The organism is Dactylosporangium sp. NPDC051484 (assembly GCF_040689395.1).
Classification (GTDB): domain Bacteria; phylum Actinomycetota; class Actinomycetes; order Mycobacteriales; family Micromonosporaceae; genus Dactylosporangium.
Genome location: NZ_JBFAZX010000035.1, coordinates 40806 through 64035, shown reverse-complemented (window position 1 = coordinate 64035; position 23230 = coordinate 40806). Strand labels below are relative to the sequence as shown.

Genomic DNA, 23230 nt, shown 5'->3' with positions numbered 1-23230 from the left:
CCGCACATCCACATCAAGGGCAACCCTCGTGGCCGGAAGGCGCCGCATGCGCTGAACAGCGACGGCCCGTGGGAGCACGGTGGACGTGCGCTCACAGCGGCAGAGAAGGAGTTCCTGCTGAGGCGCGGCTGGTCGTTGCCTAAGTGACGATGCAGAACTGAAAGGTTGTTCAGATGCTCACCGCGCCGGTGCAATCAGCGATCCTGGCCTTCATCACAAGAACCCTTCCGGACGCCAGCGCGACCGTGGTCGGTGAACATCTGGACGAACTTGGATTGCTCGATGAGAACGCCTCGCTGCAGGAAGTGCTGGACCTCGCCCTGACCGCGTTTTTCGTCATGGTCGGGTACTTCGAGGAACACCCGCACCCTGAACTTCTGCCCTCGGTCGTCATCGCGCTGCGACCGGAGCAGGGCATCGCGCCTGCCGACCGCATCGACCGAGAGCTCCGGGATTACGTGACCGCAGTGGACGTCGGTACGCCTCCGGAGGTGTACCTCTATCCGCGGTGGTTCAAGTCGGCCGCGCCAACGGACGAGGAGTATCGACTGCCGCTGCTGCTCGACCCGCCGTCCGTGTCGCTGCATGGCAGCGCGGCGTGTTATCTGCGGTACTGGCGCGAGGCTGGCGATATCGGGAGCGCCGAGCCGTTCAACGGTGCAATGTACCTCGAGTACCATCGCGACGTGCCATCAGGCGCTAAGTAGCTGGTGTTAAACGATGGCCGCCACCTGGCGTGGCATCCATCGTTTTTGATCTATTTCAAGTAGTTTGCTGGGATGGCGTGGCCGACGAGGTCGGCGATCTGCTCCAGGGTGAGGCCGAGCGCCGACGCGAAGCTGTGCCGTAGTTCCCGGAGCGTCCACCGCTTCGGATCGAGCCCAGCCAGCTTCGCCGCCCGGCGTAGGGCCCGCCGGACGTTCGCGGCGTCGCCGCGTGGACGTGCGCGCTGACCCGTCAGGCTCGCGGCGAAGGATGCCACGTTGGCGATCAGCACGGCCCGCCCCGCACCCTGTCCCGACGACATCGACGAATGGCAACCCGTCACCGCTAATCCGCAGCACTACGTCCGAAGCCCCGACCCAGGAACTAGATCAATTACGTGAGCCGACCCCAGGTCAATTCGGTGAGCGTCAACATCCTGGACCCGCATGTCCATGGCCGGCGTCCTGGCCTACCGCCCGGCCCCGTGACGCATGGCCGCACGCGCTGACGTGTTCCGGACCCTCGCGCGCGCGGCTTTCGGTCTTGCCCGACACTGGGGCGCATGATCAGGCTGCTGCGCGTCCCGCTGGTGCTCGGGTTCGCCGCACTGTGGGCATTGGGCTCGTACACGCTCGGGTTCCGGCTGCTGCAGGACAACATGAGCATCGCATTGGGTGCGGCGTTCGTCGGGGGAGTGCTTACCGCCGTCGGCCTGGGCAGCCTGACCCGGATGGTGCCGTTGGTGGTAATCGGCATCCCGATCGCGATCGCCGCACTGTATTCCGTCGTATACGTGGCCGGCGTCGACGCCATCGACAGCCACCCGAGGTTCGCGCTGACCGTCGCCTCGGAGCGCTGTGCCGTGCCCTTCACCCGGTACGAGAAGAACCAGAAGTACTCCGGCTGCGACCGGTACGAATACACGTTCACCGACCAGTCCGGCAAGGCGGTGAGCTACGAACTCGACCGCGTTAGCGACCGGGAGAGCAGACATAGCCCGGGCGAGGTCGTCGAGGTCTACGAGCGGGCCCCAGGAAAAATCACCTTTTATCCGAAATCGACCGTCGAACCGATCGCCACGGTCCGCAAGGTCGCCTACATCGCGGTGCCGGTCCTGGTGGTCTACACCGTGCTGCTCGGCATCATCGGCGCGATCGCCAACGCGATGCGTCGCCGGGTCCGGACCGAGGTCACTGACCGATTCTCGTGACGGTCGCGCCCGTGATCCCCCGGCCGGCAGCCGGTCTCAACAGGGGCATGCCCAGCTCCGTGACAGCGTGAGCGGATCGGCCAGCCAAGTCTGACCCGCTCCCCGCCGACGGTGGGTCATGCACCGGACGACCGTCACGATCGCTGCCGCCGACTGACCGTCATCGAGCGTGCGGCTGGCCGTGACAGGCTTGGCATTCCTACTTGATCGATAGGAAATTAGGAGTTAGAGTCTCGGCATGGTCAGGGGACTCGCGGATGGCGTCGTCGCAGTGACGATGCCGACCAGTTGCGGTTGTCGCCCCGTCCGTCTCGGGTTCTAGACACCTACCACCCCGGCTTCGCCGCCCTGTGCCGCGAGCTGCCGTTGGGCCTGCGCGTCAATCACTGGAGGAGTCCCGATGACCATTGACGGCACCACCCTAGATCTCGACACCGACGTCCTGGTCATCGGAGGTGGCCCGGCCGGCGCCTGGGCCGCCCTGAAGGCCGCGCAGAGCGGCGCCGACGTGCTGCTGGTCGACAAGGGCTACTGCGGTACCAGCGGCGCCACCGCCTCGGCGGGCACCGGCGTCTGGTACGTGCCACCGGAGGCCGCCGCCCGCGAGGCCGCGATGGCCAGCCGGGAGGCGCTCGGCGGCTACCTCGCCGACCGGCGCTGGATGAGCCGGGTCCTTGACGAGACGTACGACCGGATGAACGAGCTCGCCGACGCCGGCCGCTACCCCTTTCCGGTCGGCCCGGACGGGCAGCAGATGCGCACCGGTGTCCAGGGTCCGGAGTACATGCGGCGGATGCGGATCTGGATCAGGCGGGCCGGGGTGCGGATCCTCGACCACAGCCCGGTCCTGGAGCTGCTCACCGACGGGGCGGGCACGGTCACCGGCGCCGCCGGGTACCGGTTGCGGGCCGGTCACCCGTACCGGGTCCGCGCGGGTGCCGTGGTCGTGGCCACCGGCGGCTGCGCGTTCCTGTCCGGCGCGCTCGGCTGCGACGTGCTCACCGGTGACGGCGCGCTGTTCGCCGCGGAGGCCGGCGCGGAGCTGTCCGGGATGGAGTTCTCCAACGCCTACGCGATCGCCCCGGCGTTCTCCACCGTCACCAAGACCGCCTACTACACGTACGCCAGCTTCTACCGGGAGGACGGCTCGGTGCTGGAGGGGGCCGGCAGCCAGGGCGGGCGGTCCGTGATCGCCCGCGAGCTACTGCAGCGGAAGGTGTACGCCCGGCTGGACCTCGCCGACGAGACCACGCAGCGGCAGATGCGCCGCGGTCAGCCCAACTTCTTCCTGCCGTTCGACCGGCGCGGGATCAACCCGTTCACCGACCGCTTCGAGATCACCCTGCTGCTGGAGGGGACCGTCCGCGGTACCGGCGGCATCCACGTGGTCGACGACGACTGCGCCACCTCCGTCCCGGGCCTTTTCGCCGCCGGCGACGCGGCCACCCGGGAGCTCATCTGCGGCGGCTTCACCGGCGGCGGCAGCCACAATGCGGCCTGGGCGATGTCCTCGGGCGCCTTCGCCGGCCGGGCCGCCGCACGCGTCGCGGGCCGCCGCACCGCCCGGCGGGGCCCTACGCTACGGCCGGCCGGCGGCGCGGGCCTGCGTCCGACCGGCCGGCCCGGCGCCGCCGGCGACCATCGGGGCCTCGTCGAGCTGGTGCGGGGCCAGACGCACCCGTACCAGACCAACTACCTGCGCAGCGGGGACGGGCTCGGCGCGGCCGTCGCCGTCCTCGACGACGCCTGGGCCGAGGCGCGGCGCACGCTGCACGCGGACGGCGTGGACGCCTACCGGGCCCGGCAGGCGGCGGCGATGGTCGCACACGCCCGCTGGATGTACCGCGCTGCGCTGTCGCGGACCGAGACCCGCGGCATGCACAAGCGGATCGACCACCCGGACACCGACCCCGGCCAGCACCGCCGCCAGCTTGTCGGCGGCCTCGACGAGGTGTGGGTGCGGTCATGATCGAGGTCGTCTCCGCGGCGCGCTGCATCACCTGCGACCGGTGCATCGAGGTCTGCCCCACCAACGTGTTCGACCGCGGTACCGACGGCCTGCCCGTCATCGCCCGGCAGCAGGACTGCCAGACCTGCTTCATGTGCGAGGCGTACTGCCCGACCGATGCGCTGTTCGTCGGGCCCGACAGCCACCCCGTCCCCGAGGGGTCCCCGCTGCGCGACGAGGCGCATCTGACCCGCACCGGACTGCTCGGCAGCTACCGCAAGGAGATCGGCTGGGGCGCCGGGCGCCGGCCGGGCGCGCTCACCGCGGTCGGACCGTCCCTGCGTCAGCCTCCAGCTACCGAGCGGGGTACCGCATAAGACTCCGCACCGCTGCTTTGCGGCTCGCCGTAGCCTCAGGAGTCCCGGGCCTCCAGCTTGGCGAGGAAGTTCAGCAGCAGGTCGTTCACCTCGTCGGGCGCTTCCTGCGCGATCCAGTGTCCGACCCCTTCGAGGACACGCATGTCGAGGAGGTTCGGGACTCGCTCCTTCTGGCTGTCGATGACGCCGTTGTCCTTGAAGAGGGCCCAGGCGACGTCCGCGGTGCCGATCATGAACGCGGCAGGCACGGTGACGTGGCCTGGCGTCCAGGGCGCTGCCGTCCACCAGTTGCTGTCGATGTTGCGGTACCAGTTGAGCGCTCCACGAAAGCCGGTGCGCTCGAAGGTCGCGACGTACTCCGCCAGTTCGGCCTCACCCAGCCACTCAGGGGTCTTCGACGGCGGCTCGAACAGGTCGCTGAAGTGTTTGCCTTCCGGAACCATCAACGACGGCGGCGCCCCGTGCTCCGACGACCCGCTCAGCCGGTCGAAGATCGCGGGTAGGAACGTCTTGACGTTCCGGTGGAGGTCGTCGTCTTCGACGCCGATCGCCTGGAACAGCTTCTGGTAGAAGCGCGGGGGCGCTGATGCGACTGGAGGCTGGGTTCCTCGCGGCTTGTGCGGGATGCTCAGCACCACCACGCCCCGGACCCGTTCAGGTACGAACGTGGCCATCGCCCAGTCGGCGTTGGCACCCATGTCGTGGCCGACCAGCACCGCTGACTTCTCGCCGAGGTGATCCATCAGCCCGACGATGTCCCCGGCGATATGGAACTGGGTGTAGAGGGCCGGATCGTCCGGAGCCGAGGAAGCGCCATAGCCACGCATGTCGGGCGCGACCGCGCGGTAGCCGCCGTCGGAGACAGCCTTCATCTGATGACGCCAGGAGATGGCAAGATCGGGGAATCCGTGCATGAAGACGACCAGCGGTCCCTCTCCCTGACTGAGATAACTGAGGGTAATGCCGTTGACCTCCGCGGTCAGACGTTGGACCGGAGTGCTCATGGGTGCTCCATCAGTAGACGTAGTCGGCCAGGTCGGTCTGCGAGTACGGCGCGGGTGTCTCGGTGAACTGCGCGCGCCGCTGCTCGATGTCGTCGCCCTTGATTGCCTCAAGTCGTTCCTGGAGGTCGACACCGTGCATCGCGGCGTAGTTCTCGGCGAGGATCTTCTTCTTGGCCGTGCGATCGAGAGGAGGCACACCCCAGCCGGCCATCCGCTCCTCGCTGAACTCGAAGGCCGCGAACTTCTCCAGGTGGGGGCGCGGGTGGGTCACCATGCAGCCGGTGCCCCACAGGATGCGGTCATAGGCCTTGCGGGTGCGCGCGGCAAAGGTCGCCAGCGCCTGCTCGAAGGAGCGGGGCTTGGTCGTGAGCAAGGTGGCGGTGCTTTCGAGGTTGATCCAGACGTTGTCGAACCGGGCTATCTGCCAGGCCGACTCGTCGAGGAAGCCCATGCCGCCGTGAACCACCTCGAACTGCAGGCCGGGGAACGTCATGGCGGCCCGGTCGATGTCGTCCATGGCGTAGTACGTCAGCTCGACCGGCCCAAGAGGCAGTGCCTTGTGGATCGCGACCACCTTGATGCCCAGGCTCTGAGCTTTCTCGAAGAGAGGGAACGCGATCTCGGGGTCGTCCATCTTCCAGCCCAGCATCTGATCGCCCACCCAGCTGTTCGGGTAGAGCTTCAGGCCACTGGGGCCGTCGAGCCGCTCATACTGCTCCTCGAGCTCATCGAGTGCCTTCTTTCCCTGCATCGGGTCGACACCGGCGTACAGGAAGAATCGCTGCGGCCATTTCTCTTTCGTCTCCAGCGCCTTGTCGATGCCGCAGATGCCATCGTGGAAGGCGCCGATCGGGAGCACGTGATAAGCGGCCAGGTCGCATGGCTCTCGAGGAAGGTCATGCCGACGACATCCTGCATGGGCCAATCGCGCTCGTACTTCTCCCGGGGGATGCGGTATCCCGGGCCCAGCGCCTCGTGGTTGGCGCGGGAGAGCATCCGGGTGATGAACGGCGCGTGTGAAGTCTTTTCGTTTTCGGGCGCGAGGTTATAGGGATGGACGATCGCGTCCACCACAGGCATGCCATCGATCATGGATCCAACGTAGAGCGCGTCGGTGGAATGGCTGTGAGGTCGTCGGTGGATTCCGCATGCCGCAACCCGCGGACGTCGAGCCTACGCGGTGAACGCGGCGCCGCCGTTGACCATGATGTTCTGCCCGGTGATGAACCCTGCCTCAGGGCCGGCAAGGAACGTGATGGTGGCAGCCAGGTCTGTGGGCTGGCCCATGCGCTTGATGCCCTGCTTGGTGATCGTCATCGCCCGGAACTCTGGTGTCAGGTTGGTCATCGCCATCGCCGTCTCGGTGACACCTGGACTCACCACGTTGGCGGTGATGCCGTCACACCCCACTTCGGTTGACAGGGCACGCGTCATCCCGATCAGCCCCATCTTCGAAGCCCTGTAGGCGACGAACCCTGTCATCGGGTTGACGACGGAGCCCGACGAGATGTTGATGATGCGCCCGTACTGGTTGGCCCGCATCAAGGGCACGAATCCTCTGATCAACCGGAACGGAGCCTCGAGGTTCACCCGCATGATGCGGTCCCAGCGGTCCATGCTCAGCTGATCGAAGCCGACCGGGTCGTCGATGGCGGCATTGTTGACCAGGATGTCGAGGCGCCCGTGCGTCCTGGTCACCTCGTCGACAAGTGCGTCGATCCGCGCGGGATCGGCGAGATCGGCGAGGTGAGCCCACCATCGTCCACCCACCTGGACCACCCGCTCGCTGGTCTCGTCCTGGGGGGACACGTCCACCCCGATGACGGCCGCTCCAGCCTGTGCGAGCCGCACGGCGGTGGCCTGGCCGATGCCCTGAGCGCTCCCCGTCACCAGCGCCACCATTCCCGCGAGGGAGGGCTTGTTGTCTGTCATCTCGTTCCTCCGTGACCGTCTCGTCCGGCACCGGTGCTTCCCGCGCCTGTCGTCGGCTGCACGGTAGGCGGCAGAAGCGCGACCCGCCGGCGCCGCGGACTGGATTTCGTGCTGCGGAACCGTCCGTCGAGGCGGCACAACGACGGCTGGCGAGGAGTTTTGATCGGCTGCTGCCGGCCGTCGCCAGCGGCGTGTTCCGTTATAGGGAATCAGGGTGCGGTCCGCTGAGATGGCCATCACACACACCTAGGGTCACGGCATGACGAACAGTGCCGGTACGGCGGCCGCCACGCACCAATCCGCCGGTGGCAGGGAAGAGCTGGGCATCACCCACGTGCCTGCGTCAGGCCGGGCCCCGGCGGATGGCTACCTCCTGCAAGAAGTCGGAGTCACGCTCCCGACGGCGAAGGGGCCGCTGAGCATTCTGCGGGATGTCAACCTGCACGTTCCGCAAGGCCAGATCCTCGGCATTGTGGGCCGGTCCGGCACGGGCAAGACCACCCTGCTGCGAGTACTCGGCGGCCTCCTGCGACCCACCACCGGACGAGCCATGGTGGACGGAGTTGAGATCACCGGCCCGCCGGAGCAGGTCGTGACGGTGTTCCAGGACTATGCGTCTGCGCTCCTGCCATGGAGGTCGCTGGAGCGCAACGTGGCTCTTCCCCTCGAGCGGCGGATGGGCCGGCCCGAGCGCAATGAGCGGGTCAGAGAGGCGCTCGCGATGGTGGGGCTCGAGTCGCGCGCGAAGGACTACCCGTGGCGACTCTCCGGAGGCATGCAGCAGCGCGTCCAAATCGCCCGCGCGCTCGCGCTGCGTCCCCGCGTGCTGTTGATGGATGAGCCCTTCGGCGCTCTCGACGCGATGACCAAGGCCACGTTGCAGGACCAACTCCTCACCGTGCAGCGCGAGACGGGCGCCACGATCATCTTCATCACTCATGACATCGAGGAGGCGATCTATCTCGGCGACCGTGTCGCATTGATCGCCGGGTCGCCAGGCCACATCCCGCTCGAGATCACCACAGACCTGGACCGTCCCCGTAACCAGGTGGAGACTCGCGAACTGGCGCGCTACCTCGAAGTGCGGCACCAGCTTCATGCCGCTTTGGCCGCGGAGCACAACAAGTGACCGCCTTCCGGAACCTCGCACACCGCCTGAACCTCTCCGGCTGGGTTCTCGTGGTCATGCTTGTGTTGGCATGGCAGTTCGCCATCGTCTGGAAGATCGTCGAGTTCGATTATCTTCCCAAGCCGACCGAGGTCCTCCACGCGCTCGGCGAAGTCATCTCCGACGGCACGCTGTTCAGCCAGATGGGACACACCCTCACCACTGCGGCGATCGCATCCGTCATCGCCGTGGCGCTCGGCGTTGGCCTTGGCGCCCTCATGGGTCTGGTCCGGCCGGTCGCCAACTTCACCGGCGCTTCTGTGGACTTTTTGCGAAGCATCCCCGCCGTCTCGTTAATGCCGGTGGTGCTCCTTCTTTTGGGGCCGGCGGTGAAGTCGGAGGTCGTGGTAGGTGTGTTCGCCGGGGTCTGGCCAATCCTGCTCAACACGATCGGCGGCGTGCAGGCCATCAACCCACGCCTACACGAAGTCGGCCGGGTTCTGCATCTGGGCAGGCTTCAGCGCACGTTCAAGATCGTCATCCCCTCGATCGTGCCCTCGATCCTGGTCGGAGTCCGCTTGACGGTGGTGACCTGCCTGGTCGTGGTCATCATCGCCGAGATCATGATGAACCCCGAAGGGCTCGGCTGGGCGCTGACAACGGCGCAGAAATCGCTGCGACCGGACCTGCTGTTCGCCTACGCGATCGTGACGGGCGTCCTCGGCTACCTCATCAACCTGATCCTCGTCCTTGCCGTCCGTGCCTGCATGCCGGGCAGCCCCGCCCTCAAGGGGAGAGTATGAGAACGGTCCTGCGCTGGTTGTGTGGCCTCGTGCCGCTCGCTGTCGGACTCATCGTGTGGGAATTGAACAGCACGGCCGACGCGCTCTCGTTCCCCGCGCCGTCCTCATGGTGGACGGCTGGCAAGGAGCTGGCGAGCAAAGACAGCCTATGGCCGGCGCTGCGCTCCACGATGGAGACCTTCTTGATCTCGATGCTGCTCGCGACGATTCTGGGAGTGGCAGCCGGTGTGGTCATCGGTTTCACGCCGAAGCTGGAGCGCGCGCTCACGCCGCTCATCGACTTCTTCCGCACGCTTCCGCCCCCGGTGATGGTTCCCGTCTTGACGCTGCTGCTCGGCATCACCCTCAAGGCCAGCGTGGCCATCGTTGTGCTGAGCGTCGTCTGGCCGATCCTGCTCAACACGATCAGCGCGGTCCATGAGATGCCCGGAATCCGCCGGGAGGTCGCCCGGGTCTTCGGCCTGGGCCGGACGGAGGCCTTCTTCAAGGTCACCCTGCCCTCGCTGCTTCCGGGCATCGTCGTGGGGCTGCGGACCGCGCTGTCGATTGGACTCGTGGTCACGTTGCTGACCGACATGCTTGGCAGCGCAGACGGGATCGGACGGCTCCTGGTGATCCAGCAGCAGCTGTTCTTGCCCTCAGCGGTGTGGGCGCTGCTGTTCGTGATCGGCGCGCTCGGCTATCTGCTGAACCTGGCAGTCCAGGCAGCGGCGTCCTTCCTGCTGCGACGGCATCCAGCCACGCAGCACTGACTTCGAAGCACCTCGCTTCGGGACCCCCGGCGCTCGTGCGCCAGAAACAACCAAGAAACAACAAGGAGTAAGTGAAGTGAAGGTAACCAAACTGCTGGCAGGCATTGCCGGCATGCTCCTCGTCGGCGGACTTGCAGCGTGCGGCGACGACAAGTCTGCAAGCGAGTCCGGGGGAGCGGGATCCGAGCTCACGAAGGTGCGACTGGCGTTCACGCCGGGTGCGACCACGCTGCAGGTCCATCTGGCATTGACCAAGGGCATCTTCAAGAAGCACGGCTTGGATGTCCGGGCGACCGAGGGACTCGACCTTCCGACATGGATGGCCGGACTCGACAAGCAGTGGGATGTCGCGATGGAGACACCCGGGGTCTTCGTCTCGGGCGCTAACAAGCTCGATCTGGTCGTCCTCGCCGGTGCTCAGGCCCTCCTGAAGGACAGCCTTCAGGGTAATCCACTCATCACGCGAGACCCCAGTATCAACAATCCGATCGATCTTGTCGGCAAGCGAGTTGGCGTCGCCACCCTCACCGGCAGCACCCCGACGTCACTGAACTACCTCGTCACGAAGGCTGGTGGAGACTTCTCGAAGGTCAAGCTTGTGCAAGTCTCCTTCGAGCAGGCTGGCGATCAGCTCAAGGCCGGACAGCTCGACGCGGTGGTGTCCAACATTCCGAACGCCGACGTGATGCTCAAGGACCCCAAGAACCGGGTCCTCTGGGATCCGCAGCACGATGCCCTCCGCATGATTGCTCCCGCTCAGGATCCCTTCGCCAGCATCCTGTTCACCTCGACCCGCAAGTGGTCCGAGGCGAACCCTAAGGCCGCCCAGGCCTTCCAGGACGCACTCCAGGAGGCAGGCGAATGGATGGACGCGAATGAGCAGGACGCGAAGAAGGAGCTGTCCTCTTGGTTGGGCACTCCCAGCGATGTGATCGCAGGCGTGAAGTGGCCCCTCCCGGTCCGCGCTCGGATCACCCCGGAGATGCTCCAGCCGGTCATTGACCTCTACGTCGCCGCCGGCGTCCTGCCCAAGGCCGAGGCACCCGACCTCTCCAACCGGTTCCCCGTGAAGGGCAACTGAGGCCAGACCCGTGTCTACGCCTGACCTCTGGGACGGACTGCGTAACGGCCCGCTCCCAGGAGACGACTCGGCCTACGTCCTCCCGGCCGGAGAGGCGCCCCGGATCGACTCGCTGAACCTTCTGTTCAGTGTGCTCGCCCGCAAGCGAGACACGGCAGGTGCGTTCTCATTGCTCGAAATGGCGGGTGCGCGGGGCGCTATGGCCCCCGCGCACTCGCACGGCGATGAAGCCGAGGCGTTCTACCTGCTCGAGGGCCGAATGGACGTTCACGTCGCCGAGCTGAGCCGCAGTGCCGCCCCTGGTGACTTCGTCTACATCCCCAAGGCCACACGCCACGCGTTCGAGATCACCTCAGCATCGGCCAAGTTTCTATGCCTGATCGTTCCGGGCGGTTTCGAGGACTACTTCCTCGAATTGGGGGCCTTGACCGACGACACGTTCCCACGCGAGCCCCACGAGTTCGCTATTGCCGCGGCCGACCTGCGTGCGGATGTCGCCGCCCGGCACAGTTGGAGACGTGAGCCGGACTACGTACGGCGGGCTGGATCACCCGGGCGGCCGTTCCGTAGCCCGGAATCCCCGCGAACGCCAGATGGCTCGGCCGGTCGGCGTCCTACGCTCCATGTTCCCCAAGAACCAACTGAGGAGACGGCCCATGACGGGCGTGGCATTGATGTCGAATGACATCGCCGTGGAGGAGTCCACTGTCGAACTCGAGGTGGCCGAGAAGCACCTCGCCGCGCCCGACATCGTGACCCTCACGCTCCGGGCGACCTCCGGCGAGGATCTTCCGGCGTGGACTGAGGGGGCGCATGTCGACCTCGTGCTTCCCAACGGGATGACGCGCCAATACAGCCTCTGCAGTCCGGTCGACGATCTCAGCACCTATCGCGTCGGAGTCCTGCGAGATCCGGCGAGCCGTGGCGGATCGGCCTACATCCACGACGCGCTCAACGTCGGTGAGCGCCTCACGATGCGCGGACCCCGCAATCACTTCGAGTTCCTCCCCTCGCAGCACTACGTGTTCATCGCAGGCGGCATCGGCGTCACACCCCTGATTCCGATGGCGATCGCCGCCCAGCGGGCCGGCGCCGACTTCGAGTTCATCTATTGCGCCCGCAGCCGCAGCGCGATGGCCTTCCTGACGGAACTTCAGGACCAGTTCGGGGACAGGCTCATTGTCAACGCCGACGATGAGTCGGGGCTGTTCAATCTGCACGGATACTTCAACGAAACACAGGAGTCCACCCTGGTGCTCGCCTGTGGCCCCGCTCCCTTCCTCGACGCGACCGTGCGAGCGACAAAGAACTGGCCCAGCGGCACCGTCCGCTTCGAGCGGTTCGAGCCGCTGGAGGTCGACGACTCGACCAACGTCGCCTTCGAGGTCGAGCTCATCAGGAGCGGCAAGGTCCTTGAAGTTCCAAAGGAGAAGTCCGTTCTCTCGGTGCTCAAAGACAACGGGGTGCGGGTGCTGTCCTCCTGCACGGAGGGAACCTGCGGCAGCTGCGAGGTGGCCGTTCTCGGTGGCGACCCGATCGATCATCGCGACGCCGTCCTCAGCGCCGAGGAGCAGGCGAGCGGCGAGATGATGATGGTCTGCGTCTCTCGCTGCGAGGGCGGGCGCCTCATCCTCGATCTCTGACGATCTCGTGCGCAATGGAATACGAAGTTCCAAGTGCGCCACATCGCCCGGAACCCGCTCGAATGGTCATGCGCAACAGTTGCCGGAAGGACCCAGATCCATGACGACCCTGCCCGAGCTGGACATCGACCCGTTCACCGAGGACGTGCTCGCTGACCCCACCGACTTCCACAAGCTGCTTCGTGCGGCCGGTCCGGTCGTGAAGCTGCAGCAAAGCGAGGGCCACGACATCGTCGGCGTCGGCCGGCACGCGGTGATGCAGGCCGTCTACGAGAACCACGCAGACTTCATCAGCGGTCGTGGCAGCGGCATCCTGGACCTCGCCCGCGACGAACCCTTCCGGGTGCCGGGCCTGTTGAACGAGACCGACCCGCCGTATCACGACGTCGTCCGCAAGGTGACGACCGAGATCATCTCACCGCGCTTCCTGCGTGGCCTGCGACGAGACTTCCAGGCAAAGGCGGATGCCCTGGTCGACTGGCTCCTCGACAAGAAGGAGATCAACGCGCACCTCGACATGACTGAGGCATTCCCGCTCGAAGTCATCCCCGACGCGATCATGGGCGCCCGATCCCACGGCCGGGAGAACCTGCTGAAGTACAGCGTGTGGCTCTTCGAGTCCATGGGACCCAAGACACCCAGAGCCCGCAGGGTCCTGGAGAGCGTGGACAACGTCCAAGGCGCCGTCGCGTGGGTGGAGGAGAGCTCCCAGCGGGAGAACGTGCATCCCGGCAGCATCGGCGCGAAGTTCTGGGAGGCCGCTGACCAGGGCTTGCTCAGTGAGTCAGAGGCTGCGACGATGACCCGCACCCTCGTGGGTGCGGGAATGGACACCACCATCTACTCGCTGGGCATGACCGTGAACCTGCTGCTGGACAACCCCGACCAGTACGCGTTGCTGCACGCCCAGCCCGAGCTGGGCAAGTTCGCGTTCGACGAGGCACTACGCTGGGGGACGTCGGTGCGACAGGTGTTCCGCACGCCGTCTCGCGATGTCGAGATCGAGGGTGTCCCGGTCAAGGAGGAGCAGAAGATCATGCTCGTGCTGGGTGCCGCCGGCCGTGATCCGCAGCGCTGGGGCCCGACCGCCGATGACTTCGACATCACCCGGGACTCCAGTGGCCACCTGTCACTGGGACGAGGGATCCACAGCTGCGTGGGTGCACCTCTTGCGCGCATGGAGGCCGAGATCCTGCTCGGCACGTTCGCGCGCCGCGTCAAGTCGATCGAACGAATCGGCGAATCGACGCCTTACATCAACAACACCCTTCGTGGTTGGGTCGACATCCCGATGCGCCTCCACGCCGCCTGAAAGAGAACCGGTGAACGCACGAGCGCTCGAATCCCAGGAACTTCGGTGTCCATTCGCCCACGGTGAGGCGTTCGACCCATACTCGCCTCAGGCCAGCCAGGACCCCGAGCCCTGGCTGGCTCAAGCCCGTCAGGCTGTCCCAGTGTTCTGGGACGACAGGATCGGCGGCTTCGTCTTCACCAGGTACGACCACATCGTGGAGATCCTCACCAACCCGAAGGTCTTCTCTTCCAAGCACATGCTCAAGCACCGTCCCATACCCGAGGAGCTTGCTGAGTACTTCCCCGACGGCCACCCCGGCCTGCACTCGCTCACGTTCATGGACAACCCACGACACGGGCGCATCCGACGACTGGCCAACCAGGCATTCACCCCCCGGCGGATCGCCGAGCTGGAGCCGGTCGTTTCGGCCATCGCGAACCGGCTGATCGACACATTCCAGGAAAAGGGCGAAGCCGATCTCCTCGCGGAGTTCACCGCACAGCTTCCGATGCTGCTCATGCGCCATATCGCGGGCGCGACAGAGGAGACCGACCTCGACTTCACGAGCTGGGGACCGGATTATTTCGCCCTCACCGAGAGCGCACCCCCGCTCACCCATGATCGGATCGAGCAGATCGGCGCCAAGTCCGGCCGCATTCTGAAATGGATGCGTGAGTACGTCGAGCTCCGCCGCGCCAAGCCCGGCGACGACTTCATCTCCAGCCTTATCGAGGCACGTACCCCCGAAGGTGACACGGCGCTCAGCACGACCGAGGTCGTCGGCGTGCTGAGCGCCATGCTCAGCGCCGGCATCGAGACCACAGCACACTTTCTGCCACAATTGCTTCGCCACCTACTGTCGGACCCGAACCTTCTCGAGTTGGTGAAGGCCGACCGTGGCCGCATCCGACCGGTCATCGAGGAAGCGCTGCGCATCTACCCAGCCTCACGAGGCATGCGGCGCACGGCGCTGGAGGACGTCGAGGTCGGTGGCGTGCTCGTCCCAGCGGGCACAGATGTCTTCGTCTACCTGATCTCGGCGAACTTCGACGATGGGGTGTTCCCGGCCCCGCACGTCTTCTCCGATGAGCGTCCCAATGGCGAACGGCACCTTTCGTTCGGCCGCGGGACACACTTCTGCATCGGTGCGCCACTCGCCCGCCTGGAGATCCGGGTCGCGCTCAACCTCTTGCTCGACCGACTTCCAGGCTTGCGCCTGGATCCGGCCGAACCGGGCCCGGAGGGCGCCGTGGATTGGGAGCCGAATCTCACGGTGCCGCGGCTGAAGCACTTCTACGTGAAGTGGGACGCGGCGGCGATCCGAAGCGATATCTAGGGGTTGATCGTGCCAACCGACAACGGGAATGGCCGACGAACACGAAGCGCACGCTGTGCGGCGGGGGCGACCATGGAGGGCAGCCACTCAGCCCGGTAGTCGACGTCGACCACGACCTCGTCGACACCAGCGATGGCGCCGACCTCCTCATGGATCTTGGCTTCGATGATGCCGATCTGCATGCAAACGTTGCTGGTCAGCTGCAACCGGACAACGGCTCTCGCGCCCGTCCTCTCGGCTCCCAGGACCAGGCCCATGTCGACGAGGTCGATCGGGACCCCCGTCGCGATGCTGCATGGGTCGACGATGCGTCGCAGCGCGGCCTCCACGTCCGCGTCGAAGTGCGTGGTGTCGGGCGGCCCGTCCTGCGCTCCCAGCGCCATTGACGTGTTCTGCTCGGTCGTCATCCGAGCCTGCCTTCCGCGCGGAGTTCGGTGAGCGCGGCGACGTAGAGCTTCTCGAACTCCTCCTTGGTCTCGCGGATGAAGTCCAGGTGCGGCATCTTCCAGTAGGAGTCGGGATAGTCGTTGCCGTAGGACCCGTCGTCAGAGAAGACCTCCATCTCCCAGTAGCTGCGGTAGCCGGCGTCGAGGAGAGCCTTGATGATGGGGCCGGCCGTCGCCCGGCCGCGGCCGGGCAGTTCGCGGTCGAAGCCCCCGCGCTCGTCCACCTTCGCATCGCAGACCTGGACACTGTTGATGTAGGGCGCGTAAGCCCGGATCCGCTCCAGCAGGTCCGGCTCCGGCCAGCTGTGGAAGACGTCGAACATGATGCCGACGTTCGGGCTGCCCACCTCGTCGATCACGTCGACGATCATAGGGATCTCGTAGACGGGATTGCCCCGCCGCTGGGCGAGCAGCTCGAACCCGATCAGCACCCCGTGTGCCTCGGCGACATCGGCGATGGTGCGCAGGTTGGGGACCAGCGCTTCGACAGGGCCGGCCGGGTGCTCGGCGTTTCCGGAGGTGCCGGGCGCCACGGCGATGACTGCCGGCTTGAACTTGGCCAGCCGCTCAATGCTCCGGCAGATCAGCTCTGTGCGCGCCTCGGGCTCCTTGGGGGTCCCTGGCAGGTCGAAGGGGATACCCAGGATGGAGTGGCGCATCGGCACGGCGGTGCTGGTGGCGATGCCGCGGGACTCCATCAGCTCCAGCAGCTTCTCGTCCTCACCATCGACGAACTTGCCCTCCCACAAGCCCACGGCGGCAGCCCCGACCTTGGCCGACTGCTCGACGTCGTCGTAGATCGAGTTATGGGGCGTGGAGTAGGAGCACATCGCGAACTGTGGTGCGTCGACATCCGGGAACGAACGTGGCTGCAGGGGTGTCATCGGATCCTCCGTCGTGCGGTTGGTCTGGCGCGACGCTATCCGCCCGCCACTGGCGCGACGGGGCGCGTCCGCACCGATTCCCTCCAGGGGAACAGGCTCAGCGGCCCTGGAACGTGGCCTTCCGAGGCCCGTCGGTCAGGAAGGAGGCAAGTCCGGTCGCGGCGTCCTGCGTCGAGAAGACCGAGGCGAACAGCGCCGACTCCAGCTGGAGCCCCGTGGCGAGGTCGCAGTCGGCGCCGCTGTCGATGGCCCGCTTCGCCGCCCTGATCGCGATGGGCGCCCGGCGGGTCAGTTCCCGGGCGAGCCGGCGCGCGGTGGCGAACACCTGGTCGTCGGGGACGACCTCGTCAGCGAGACCCCACGACACCGCCTCGGTGCCGTCGATCGTCTCGCCGAGGTAGATCATCCGCTTGGCCCGAGCAGTGCCGACGAGCCGCGGTAGCCGCTGCGTGCCGCCGCCGCCGGGGATCAGACCGAGATGCACCTCGGGCAGGCCCCAGGTCGAGCCGACGCCGGCAACGCGGAAGTCCGCCGCCAGCGCGAGCTCGCAGCCGCCGCCCAGGGCGAATCCGGTCACCGCGGCCACGACCGGCACCGGGATGGCGGCGACCGCCGCGACGGCTTCCGAGATCCGTTCCAGGCCCTGCACCGCGTATCCGCGCTCGAAGCTCGCCATCTCCTTGATGTCGTCACCGGCGGCGAAGTACCTCGTCCCGCCGATCACCACGGCGCCCAGGTCGTGCTGGATCGACAGATCGCGCGCTACGGCGATCAGCTCGTCCTTGGTGCACCCGTCGATGGCGTTGACCGGTGGCCGGTCGAAGGTGACGACAGCGACGCGAGGCAATCCCTCGGCGTCGTCGTACTCGACCGTCACCCGGCTGCCCTGTGCTGTCATCGATGCCTCGTTTCTGGGGTCCGACTCGGACCCCAAACGCTAGGGAGCTCGGTCGCGCTGCGGAATCGGAGGAGGCGCGGAATCCGCTCCGTGGAACTCCGCGGCCCGAGCCGGGGTCCCCGCCTGCCGTGCCCATAGGGTCGGGGCACCGACGAGCAGGAGGTACCGACACGTGCAGGCGGTCTACGCAGCATCAATCAACCCTGATCAGCCGCTCGCCGGGCTCGTGGTGGGTGAGCGCCCCGAGCCCGTCCTGGAGGCGGGCTGGACGATGGTCCGGGTCAAGGCGGCCGCCCTGAACCATCACGACCTCTGGAGCCTTCGCGGTGTGGGGCTGGCAGCGGAGCAGCTCCCGATGACGCTGGGCACCGACGCGGCCGGCGTGGACGTCGAGACCGGCGAGGCGGTCATCGTGCACTCGGTGATCTCGAGCACCGACTGGCGCGGCGACGAGACGCTGGACCCGCGACGCACGCTCTTCTCCGAGAAGCACCAGGGCACCATGGCCGAGCTGGTCGCCGTGCCACGGCGCAATCTCGTCCCCAAGCCGGAGGGCCTTTCATACGCCGAGGCGGCCTGTCTTCCCACCGCCTGGCTCACCGCCTACCGGATGCTGTTCGTCAACGGGCAGGCCAGGCCGGGGCAGACCGTGCTGGTGCAGGGAGCCACCGGCGGCGTGGCCTCCGCCGCCATCGCGCTCGCCCGGGCCGCCGGCTGCCGAGTGTGGGTCACCGCGCGGACCGACGCGAAGCGCGCCGTCGCGCTGGACCTGGGCGCGCACGCCGCCTTCGCCACCGGGACGCGGCTCCCCGAGCCGGTCGACCTCGTCGTGGAGACGGTGGGCGAGGCAACCTGGGCCCACTCGGTGCGCTCGCTGCGACCCGGCGGTACCGTCGTCATCTCCGGGGCGACCACCGGTGCGAATCCGCCGGCCATCCTCAACCGCGTCTTCTTCCTGCAGTTGCGGATCATCGGGTCCACGATGGGCACCCGCGCCGAGCTCGGCGAGCTGCTGACGTTCCTGGCCTCGACCGGGCTGCGGCCGAGGATCGACCGCGAAGTGCCACTGGCCGATGCCCGTGGCGCATTCGCGGCCATGGAGGCCGGCGAACTGGTCGGCAAGGCCGTCCTGACCGTCGCGTGAGAGAGAACTGAGGAAACCCAACGATGACAGCACCCGTGTACAGCCGCTTCGTGAACGTCGGCGGAATCCGGACCCACTACCTCGACGCGGGCGACGGGCCGCCGGTGGTGCTGCTGCACTCCGGGGAGTTCGGCGGGTCCGCCGAGATCTGCTGGGAGTTCAACATCGCTGCGCTCGCCGCCGGCCACCGGGTGATCGCGCCGGACTGGCTGGGCTTCGGCCAGACCGACAAGCTGCGTGACTTCGTGTCGGGCTCGGACCGGATGGTCCGCCACATGGCTGCCTTCCTGGAAACGATGGCGATCGACGAGGCCGACTTCGTCGGCGTGTCGATGGGGGCCACGACCCTGCTGCGGGAGGCGTCCTCGCCGCGCTGCAGGTTCCCGATCCGCCGGATGGTCACCGCCAGCGGCGGTGGTTTCGTGCCCGACAACGAGGAGCGCCGCAAGAGCCTCAACTACGACGGCACGCCGGAGATGATGCGGGCGATCCTCAAGTCGAACTTCTCCGACCCTCGGTGGCACGACGACGAGGAATACGTCGCCCGCCGGGTCGCGGCCAGCAACGCGCCCGGTGCTTGGGAGGCCGTGGCCGCAGCGCGGTTCAAGTCTCCCCAGGTGCCGCCGAGGTCGCAGTTCGGGCAGCCCGACACCATCGCCTACGAGAGTATCCCCTTCCCGACCCTGGCTGTCGCGGGAAGCGAGGACCAACTGCGGGAGACCGGCTACCACGAGGTGCTGGGCCGCATCCCCAACTCGACGGTCGTTGTGCTGGAGGGAGCCGGCCACTTGCTCAACATCGAGCGCGCCGAGGAGTTCAACGCGCTCGTGCTCGACTTCCTGGGCTGATGCGCTAGATCGCCATGAAGAGGATCTCCTCGCGGGAGTACATCCTGTTGTGCGCCTCCTGAAGATGAGCCTGGGTCTTCTCCACAAGCTCGTCCTCGGTCTCGGCCTTGATGACCGTCCCGCAGGGACAGGTGATGCTCGTCTTCATCGCCCTTTGCCTTTCGTTGCGGTGGCGGAGTCGTCGTATCCGCCTTGCCCATAGTCATACGCCATCGCGTGCTCGATGTTGACCGCTGCGTTGCGCAATACCGCCACGAGGGACGGAAGAAGCTGTTCCCGATACCGGGTGTCCGGCATCGACACGGCAATGCCGGCGACCGTCGTGCCGTTCGCGTCGCGGACCGGCACCCCGACCGCGGTGATGCCGCGCTCCGAGCGACCTCGGTTCACGGCGACCCCGCTGCGGCGGACGGCCGCGAGCTCGCTTCGAAGCGTAGCTGGGTGGACGTGCTCCGTGGCTCGGTTGGCGTCCCCGGGCGAGCCGTAGAGCTCGGCGAGGTCTTCATCGCTCAGCTCGGCGAGCAGGAGAAGACCGGCTGTGGTGCGGTGAGCGGGAAAGACCATTCCCTCCCGCGAGCCCACTCGCAGCGCTTGGCTGGACTCGACGCTGGCGATGAATCGAACGGTGGCGCCTGACCGAATGGCGAGGTTGGCGGACTCGTCGAGCCGGTCGACGACTCGGCGCAGCTGAGGCAGGGCCGCCGCACGAAGTCTGGAGGCGAGCGAAGGCGAGTGCCTGGAGAGCTCGAGGACGGGTCCCACCCGGTAGCGCCGGTTGTCGTCCTGCACGGCGAAGTCGCGGTAGACGAGCATCTGCAAGAGGCGGTGGGCGGTCGAGGTGGCCACATTGAGCCGTGCGGCGACCTCGCTCACGGTGAGGGGACCTTCGAGCTGCAACGCGGCGGCGATGCGAAGGGCGTTGTCGACGCTGGCGATCGCGTACGCCGGTCGAGACTTCAGAGGCTGTTCCATGGGTGCTCTCTGCTGTACAGAATTTCGTTCTCTCTTGAACGGGATGGTGCCTAGGGTAGCGGACATGGCCGCCATCGACACCCCCGTCCAGCTCAAGGCCGTCGCCGCGCCGGGCCAGCCGGACGTCACCCCGGAGCTCGAGCAGCTCTACCAAGGCTTCGAGCGGGAACTGCTCGTGCCGCTCTGGACCGAGATCGGCGACCTCATGCCGGCACACCCGCGCAGCCGCGCCGTGCCGCACCTGTGGAAGTGGGACAACCTGGTCCGCCTCGCCGACGAGGCCGGGCACCTGGTGCCGGTCGGTCGCGGCGGCGAGCGCCGCGCCATCGCCCTGGCGAACCCGAGCCTCGGCGGTCGTCCGTTCGCGACCCCGACGCTGTGGGCGGCGATCCAGTACCTCATGCCCGGCGAGGACGCCCCCGAGCACCGCCACACCCAGCACGCCTTCCGCTTCGTCGTCGAGGGCTCCGGCGTGTGGACCGTCGTCGGCGGCGACGCCGTCCCTATGAACCGCGGCGACTTCCTCCCGCAGGCCGGCTGGAACTGGCACGCACACCACAACGCGTCCGACCGGCCGATGGCCTGGATCGACGGCCTCGACATCCCGCTGCAGTACGTCACCGAGGCGCAGTTCTTCGAGTTCGGCCGTGACGAGATCTCCGATGCCGAGCGGATCACGCCGCGGTACTCCCGCTCCGAGCGGATCTGGGGTCACCCGGGCCTGCGGCCGGTCGGCGTCGCGCACACCACGCCCGGCTCGCCGCTGCTCGCCTACAAGTGGGAGCACACCAACCGTGCCCTCGCCGACCAGCTCGAGCTGGAGAAGCAGGGGTACGCCGGCACGGTCGAGCCCGGCCACGCCGCAGTTCGCTACTCCAACCCGCACGACGGCAGCGACGTGCTGCCCACCATCCGCGCCGAGTTCCACCGCGTCGCCCGCGGCGCTGAGACCACGCCCGTCTGCGAGACCGGATCGAGCGTCTACCAGGTTTTCGACGGCTCCGGCACCGTCACCGTCGGCGAGGTGTCCTGGTCGGTCACCCGGGGCGACCTGTTCGTCGTGCCGTCGTGGCAGGCCTTCTCCGTTCGCTCCGAGGCCGGGTCGAGCGACTCCGACTCCGGCGCCCTCGACCTCTTCCGCTTCTGCGACGCGCCCGTTTTCGAGGCGCTCCAGCTCAATCGCACCCAGATCGACAAGTAAGGGACACCGCAGCATATGAAGCTCGCGACCATCCGAACCCACGAGCATGGGACCGGCAGCACCCGCGCGGTGCGGCTCGAGGTCCTCCCCGACGGACGCGGCGTGCTCGTCGACCTCGGGTACGCCGACCTGGGCGCTCTGTTCGCCGAGGCGGACTGGCAGGCGAGGGCGGCATCGACCACCGCGGCCGGGGGAGCCGTGACCTACGACCTCGAGGGCGCCGACTTCGCGCCGGTCGTGCCGACGCCGTCCAAAGTGATCTGCGTCGGCCACAACTACAAGGGCCACATCCAGGAGATGGGCCGGGAACTGCCGTCGTACCCGACGCTGTTTCCGAAGTTCGCCGAGACCCTGCTGGGAGCGAACGACGACGTCACCAGGCCTGCCGAGACGGACGCGCTCGACTGGGAGGTCGAGCTCGCCATCGTCGTGGGCAAGCAGGTTCGCCGCGCCGGCGACGCGGAGGCCGAGGCGGCCATCGCCGGCTTCACGGTCATGAACGACGTCTCCGTGCGCGACTGGCAGTTCCGCACCATCGAGTGGACGCAGGGCAAGATCTGGGAGGCGACGACGCCGGTCGGACCGTTCGTCACGACGCCTGACGAGGTCGGCGGCGTCCGCCCGGCCCTTGAGGTCAGGACCGTGGTGGACGGCGAGGTCATGCAGCGGGACAACACCGGCGACCTGCTGTTCGACCCGGTCTTCCTGGTCTCCTACATCTCCACGATGATCACGCTCCAGCCGGGCGACATCATCGCCACCGGCACCCCAGCGGGCGTCGGCCACGCGCGGGACCCGAAGGTCTACCTGGTCGGTGGCGAGACGGTCGTGACCGAGATCGAGGGCCTCGGCGCGTGCACGAACCGCATCGTCAGGGACGCTTGATGGAGGACGTGTCGACGCGTGGCGCCTCGGCAGGCTCGGCGAGTGCGGTCCGGCGGACCGCCGCCGACGCGCGGCGCTGGATGCAACAGGGCACGGCGCTCTTCGTCGAGGCGGCCGACAGCCTCACCGAGGCCGAGTACGACGTCGCGAGCCTGCTGCCGGGCTGGAGCCGCCGCCACCTGGTGGCCCACGTGGCCGCCAACGGCGACGCGCTGGGCAACCTGGTGCACTGGGCGGCGACTGGCGAGGTGACGCCGATGTACGCCTCTGCCGAGGAGCGCGCCGCCGGGATCGAGCGGGGCGTCTCGATGACCGCCGCCGAGCTGACCGGCTGGGTGCGGCACTCGGCGGACGCGCTGGACAAGGCGATGGGCTCGCTCACGCAGCGCCAGTGGCAGGCCGAGGTGATGACCGCCCAGCGGCGCACCGTCCCGGCCACGGAGATCCCGTGGCTGCGCTCGCGTGAGGTCCTCGTGCACGCCGTCGACCTCGACCGTGGCGTCGGCTTCGCCGACCTCCCGGCGAGCTTCCTCGAGGCCTTGGTCGAGGACATCTGCGCCAAGCGTGGCCTCGGCGCCTCCGCACTGCCCGCCGGCCCTCTCGCCGAGGTGGCGGCCTGGCTCGCGGGCCGGCCGCACACCCTCGTCGAGGTGCCCGAGCTCGGGTCCTGGCTCTGAAGGACCGCTGCTGTCTCCCCGACGATCCGCGGCTGAGGTGAGTGCACCGCAGCCGCGGATCGTCGGAGTACGAGAGCACGTG

General features: G+C 67.5%; 25 protein-coding genes and 1 pseudogene. 17 read left to right on the top strand and 9 right to left on the bottom strand.

Translation table 11 applies throughout. From position 1 onward, the window contains the following. The first annotated feature begins 173 nt into the window (after positions 1-173). Positions 174-707 (top strand): hypothetical protein, encoded by a 534-nt coding sequence (locus AB0367_RS33825; RefSeq protein WP_366230562.1) that lies wholly within the window; start codon positions 174-176, stop codon positions 705-707. Between the two features lie 74 nt (positions 708-781). On the opposite strand, the pseudogene AB0367_RS33820 reads toward AB0367_RS33825, so the two are convergent. Beyond that, positions 782-886 (bottom strand): annotated as a pseudogene (locus AB0367_RS33820) (site-specific integrase); the annotation flags it as partial. Positions 887-1267: 381 nt separating this feature from the next. On the opposite strand from AB0367_RS33820, the gene AB0367_RS33815 reads away from it, so the two are divergent. From AB0367_RS33815 to AB0367_RS33805, 3 genes are all read left to right on the top strand, one after another. Beyond that, complete coding sequence (locus AB0367_RS33815) at positions 1268-1915, top strand: hypothetical protein (RefSeq protein ID WP_366230561.1); 648 nt, start codon at positions 1268-1270, stop codon at positions 1913-1915. Between the two features lie 400 nt (positions 1916-2315). Then, entirely contained in the window at positions 2316-3884 is a 1569-nt protein-coding gene (locus AB0367_RS33810; protein WP_366230560.1) for an FAD-binding protein, read from the top strand. Next, positions 3881-4240 (top strand): ferredoxin family protein, encoded by a 360-nt coding sequence (locus AB0367_RS33805; protein ID WP_366230559.1) that lies wholly within the window; start codon positions 3881-3883, stop codon positions 4238-4240. The genes AB0367_RS33810 and AB0367_RS33805 overlap by 4 nt, the downstream gene beginning before the upstream one ends. Positions 4241-4275: 35 nt before the next feature. Here the strand turns inward: AB0367_RS33805 and AB0367_RS33800 are convergent, their stop codons facing one another. The 3 genes from AB0367_RS33800 to AB0367_RS33790 form a co-directional block, all read right to left on the bottom strand. Further along, the gene (locus AB0367_RS33800; RefSeq protein WP_366230558.1) at positions 4276-5244 is read right to left on the bottom strand and encodes an alpha/beta hydrolase; all 969 of its coding nucleotides are present in this window, start codon (positions 5242-5244) and stop codon (positions 4276-4278) included. A gap of 10 nt (positions 5245-5254) precedes the next feature. Next, positions 5255-6103: an amidohydrolase family protein gene (locus tag AB0367_RS33795; protein WP_366230557.1), complete on the bottom strand. Its 849-nt coding sequence runs from the start codon at positions 6101-6103 to the stop codon at positions 5255-5257. Positions 6104-6417: 314 nt separating this feature from the next. Continuing rightward, positions 6418-7413: an SDR family oxidoreductase gene (locus AB0367_RS33790; RefSeq protein WP_366230556.1), complete on the bottom strand. Its 996-nt coding sequence runs from the start codon at positions 7411-7413 to the stop codon at positions 6418-6420. 22 nt (positions 7414-7435) lie between these two features. Between AB0367_RS33790 and AB0367_RS33785 the strand changes: the two genes are divergently transcribed. The 8 genes from AB0367_RS33785 to AB0367_RS33750 all read left to right on the top strand — a co-directional run bounded on the left by AB0367_RS33785 (position 7436) and on the right by AB0367_RS33750 (position 15193). Then, positions 7436-8305: an ABC transporter ATP-binding protein gene (locus AB0367_RS33785; RefSeq protein ID WP_366230555.1), complete on the top strand. Its 870-nt coding sequence runs from the start codon at positions 7436-7438 to the stop codon at positions 8303-8305. Continuing rightward, positions 8302-9087 (top strand): ABC transporter permease subunit, encoded by a 786-nt coding sequence (locus tag AB0367_RS33780; protein WP_366230554.1) that lies wholly within the window; start codon positions 8302-8304, stop codon positions 9085-9087. Before AB0367_RS33785 ends, AB0367_RS33780 begins: the two co-directional genes overlap by 4 nt. After that, positions 9084-9839: an ABC transporter permease gene (locus AB0367_RS33775; RefSeq protein ID WP_366230553.1), complete on the top strand. Its 756-nt coding sequence runs from the start codon at positions 9084-9086 to the stop codon at positions 9837-9839. The genes AB0367_RS33780 and AB0367_RS33775 overlap by 4 nt, the downstream gene beginning before the upstream one ends. Positions 9840-9915: 76 nt before the next feature. Continuing rightward, entirely contained in the window at positions 9916-10920 is a 1005-nt protein-coding gene (locus tag AB0367_RS33770; RefSeq protein WP_366230552.1) for an ABC transporter substrate-binding protein, read from the top strand. Between the two features lie 10 nt (positions 10921-10930). Then, complete coding sequence (locus tag AB0367_RS33765) at positions 10931-11605, top strand: quercetin 2,3-dioxygenase (RefSeq protein ID WP_366230551.1); 675 nt, start codon at positions 10931-10933, stop codon at positions 11603-11605. After that, on the top strand, positions 11577-12563 hold the full coding sequence (locus AB0367_RS33760; protein ID WP_366230550.1) for a PDR/VanB family oxidoreductase: 987 nt from the start codon (positions 11577-11579) through the stop codon (positions 12561-12563). The genes AB0367_RS33765 and AB0367_RS33760 overlap by 29 nt, the downstream gene beginning before the upstream one ends. 100 nt (positions 12564-12663) lie before the next feature. After that, positions 12664-13875 (top strand): cytochrome P450, encoded by a 1212-nt coding sequence (locus AB0367_RS33755; RefSeq protein ID WP_366230549.1) that lies wholly within the window; start codon positions 12664-12666, stop codon positions 13873-13875. A gap of 142 nt (positions 13876-14017) precedes the next feature. Continuing rightward, positions 14018-15193: a cytochrome P450 gene (locus AB0367_RS33750; protein WP_366230548.1), complete on the top strand. Its 1176-nt coding sequence runs from the start codon at positions 14018-14020 to the stop codon at positions 15191-15193. On the opposite strand, the gene AB0367_RS33745 is transcribed toward AB0367_RS33750, so the two are convergent. The 3 genes from AB0367_RS33745 to AB0367_RS33735 form a co-directional block, all read right to left on the bottom strand. Beyond that, positions 15190-15600, bottom strand: a complete 411-nt coding sequence (locus tag AB0367_RS33745; protein WP_366230547.1) for an iron-sulfur cluster assembly protein — start codon at positions 15598-15600, stop codon at positions 15190-15192. The two genes, AB0367_RS33750 and AB0367_RS33745, sit on opposite strands and share 4 nt — an antisense overlap. Continuing rightward, on the bottom strand, positions 15597-16523 hold the full coding sequence (locus tag AB0367_RS33740) for a sugar phosphate isomerase/epimerase family protein (protein ID WP_366230546.1): 927 nt from the start codon (positions 16521-16523) through the stop codon (positions 15597-15599). The genes AB0367_RS33745 and AB0367_RS33740 overlap by 4 nt, the downstream gene beginning before the upstream one ends. Before the next feature lie 97 nt (positions 16524-16620). After that, the gene (locus tag AB0367_RS33735; RefSeq protein ID WP_366230545.1) at positions 16621-17421 is read right to left on the bottom strand and encodes an enoyl-CoA hydratase-related protein; all 801 of its coding nucleotides are present in this window, start codon (positions 17419-17421) and stop codon (positions 16621-16623) included. Positions 17422-17593: 172 nt separating this feature from the next. Between AB0367_RS33735 and AB0367_RS33730 the strand changes: the two genes are divergently transcribed. Both AB0367_RS33730 and AB0367_RS33725 read left to right on the top strand, forming a co-directional pair. Continuing rightward, on the top strand, positions 17594-18565 hold the full coding sequence (locus tag AB0367_RS33730) for a zinc-binding dehydrogenase (protein ID WP_366230544.1): 972 nt from the start codon (positions 17594-17596) through the stop codon (positions 18563-18565). Between the two features lie 23 nt (positions 18566-18588). After that, positions 18589-19413, top strand: a complete 825-nt coding sequence (locus AB0367_RS33725) for an alpha/beta fold hydrolase (protein WP_366230543.1) — start codon at positions 18589-18591, stop codon at positions 19411-19413. 4 nt (positions 19414-19417) lie between these two features. Here AB0367_RS33725 and AB0367_RS33720 read toward each other — a convergent pair whose 3' ends face one another. Together AB0367_RS33720 and AB0367_RS33715 are read right to left on the bottom strand one after the other, a co-directional pair. Continuing rightward, complete coding sequence (locus AB0367_RS33720; RefSeq protein ID WP_366230542.1) at positions 19418-19561, bottom strand: DUF1059 domain-containing protein; 144 nt, start codon at positions 19559-19561, stop codon at positions 19418-19420. Beyond that, on the bottom strand, positions 19558-20385 hold the full coding sequence (locus AB0367_RS33715) for an IclR family transcriptional regulator (RefSeq protein ID WP_366230541.1): 828 nt from the start codon (positions 20383-20385) through the stop codon (positions 19558-19560). Before AB0367_RS33715 ends, AB0367_RS33720 begins: the two co-directional genes overlap by 4 nt. Before the next feature lie 64 nt (positions 20386-20449). Between AB0367_RS33715 and AB0367_RS33710 the strand changes: the two genes are divergently transcribed. The 3 genes from AB0367_RS33710 to AB0367_RS33700 are packed head-to-tail and all read left to right on the top strand — an operon-like array spanning position 20450 to position 23148. Beyond that, on the top strand, positions 20450-21586 hold the full coding sequence (locus tag AB0367_RS33710; RefSeq protein ID WP_366230540.1) for a cupin domain-containing protein: 1137 nt from the start codon (positions 20450-20452) through the stop codon (positions 21584-21586). Between the two features lie 15 nt (positions 21587-21601). Continuing rightward, positions 21602-22471 carry a fumarylacetoacetate hydrolase family protein gene (locus AB0367_RS33705; RefSeq protein WP_366230539.1) on the top strand — a complete coding sequence of 290 codons (870 nt, stop codon included), beginning with the start codon at positions 21602-21604 and terminating at the stop codon, positions 22469-22471. Next, positions 22471-23148, top strand: a complete 678-nt coding sequence (locus tag AB0367_RS33700; protein ID WP_366230538.1) for a maleylpyruvate isomerase family mycothiol-dependent enzyme — start codon at positions 22471-22473, stop codon at positions 23146-23148. Before AB0367_RS33705 ends, AB0367_RS33700 begins: the two co-directional genes overlap by 1 nt. Positions 23149-23230: the final 82 nt, after the last annotated feature.

Excerpts from the sequence above, each read along its gene's own strand:
- AB0367_RS33825 (WP_366230562.1), top strand. The coding sequence starts at position 174 with ATGCTCACCGCGCCGGTGCAATCAGCGATCCTGGCCTTCATCACAAGA.
- AB0367_RS33815 (WP_366230561.1), top strand. The coding sequence starts at position 1,268 with ATGATCAGGCTGCTGCGCGTCCCGCTGGTGCTCGGGTTCGCCGCACTG.
- AB0367_RS33810 (WP_366230560.1), top strand. The coding sequence starts at position 2,316 with ATGACCATTGACGGCACCACCCTAGATCTCGACACCGACGTCCTGGTC.
- AB0367_RS33805 (WP_366230559.1), top strand. The coding sequence starts at position 3,881 with ATGATCGAGGTCGTCTCCGCGGCGCGCTGCATCACCTGCGACCGGTGC.
- AB0367_RS33800 (WP_366230558.1), bottom strand. The coding sequence starts at position 5,244 with ATGAGCACTCCGGTCCAACGTCTGACCGCGGAGGTCAACGGCATTACC.
- AB0367_RS33790 (WP_366230556.1), bottom strand. The coding sequence starts at position 7,413 with ATGGCCATCTCAGCGGACCGCACCCTGATTCCCTATAACGGAACACGC.
- AB0367_RS33785 (WP_366230555.1), top strand. The coding sequence starts at position 7,436 with ATGACGAACAGTGCCGGTACGGCGGCCGCCACGCACCAATCCGCCGGT.
- AB0367_RS33775 (WP_366230553.1), top strand. The coding sequence starts at position 9,084 with ATGAGAACGGTCCTGCGCTGGTTGTGTGGCCTCGTGCCGCTCGCTGTC.
- AB0367_RS33760 (WP_366230550.1), top strand. The coding sequence starts at position 11,577 with ATGACGGGCGTGGCATTGATGTCGAATGACATCGCCGTGGAGGAGTCC.
- AB0367_RS33755 (WP_366230549.1), top strand. The coding sequence starts at position 12,664 with ATGACGACCCTGCCCGAGCTGGACATCGACCCGTTCACCGAGGACGTG.
- AB0367_RS33745 (WP_366230547.1), bottom strand. The coding sequence starts at position 15,600 with ATGACGACCGAGCAGAACACGTCAATGGCGCTGGGAGCGCAGGACGGG.
- AB0367_RS33740 (WP_366230546.1), bottom strand. The coding sequence starts at position 16,523 with ATGACACCCCTGCAGCCACGTTCGTTCCCGGATGTCGACGCACCACAG.
- AB0367_RS33735 (WP_366230545.1), bottom strand. The coding sequence starts at position 17,421 with ATGACAGCACAGGGCAGCCGGGTGACGGTCGAGTACGACGACGCCGAG.
- AB0367_RS33725 (WP_366230543.1), top strand. The coding sequence starts at position 18,589 with ATGACAGCACCCGTGTACAGCCGCTTCGTGAACGTCGGCGGAATCCGG.
- AB0367_RS33720 (WP_366230542.1), bottom strand. The coding sequence starts at position 19,561 with ATGAAGACGAGCATCACCTGTCCCTGCGGGACGGTCATCAAGGCCGAG.
- AB0367_RS33715 (WP_366230541.1), bottom strand. The coding sequence starts at position 20,385 with ATGGAACAGCCTCTGAAGTCTCGACCGGCGTACGCGATCGCCAGCGTC.
- AB0367_RS33710 (WP_366230540.1), top strand. The coding sequence starts at position 20,450 with ATGGCCGCCATCGACACCCCCGTCCAGCTCAAGGCCGTCGCCGCGCCG.
- AB0367_RS33705 (WP_366230539.1), top strand. The coding sequence starts at position 21,602 with ATGAAGCTCGCGACCATCCGAACCCACGAGCATGGGACCGGCAGCACC.
- AB0367_RS33700 (WP_366230538.1), top strand. The coding sequence starts at position 22,471 with ATGGAGGACGTGTCGACGCGTGGCGCCTCGGCAGGCTCGGCGAGTGCG.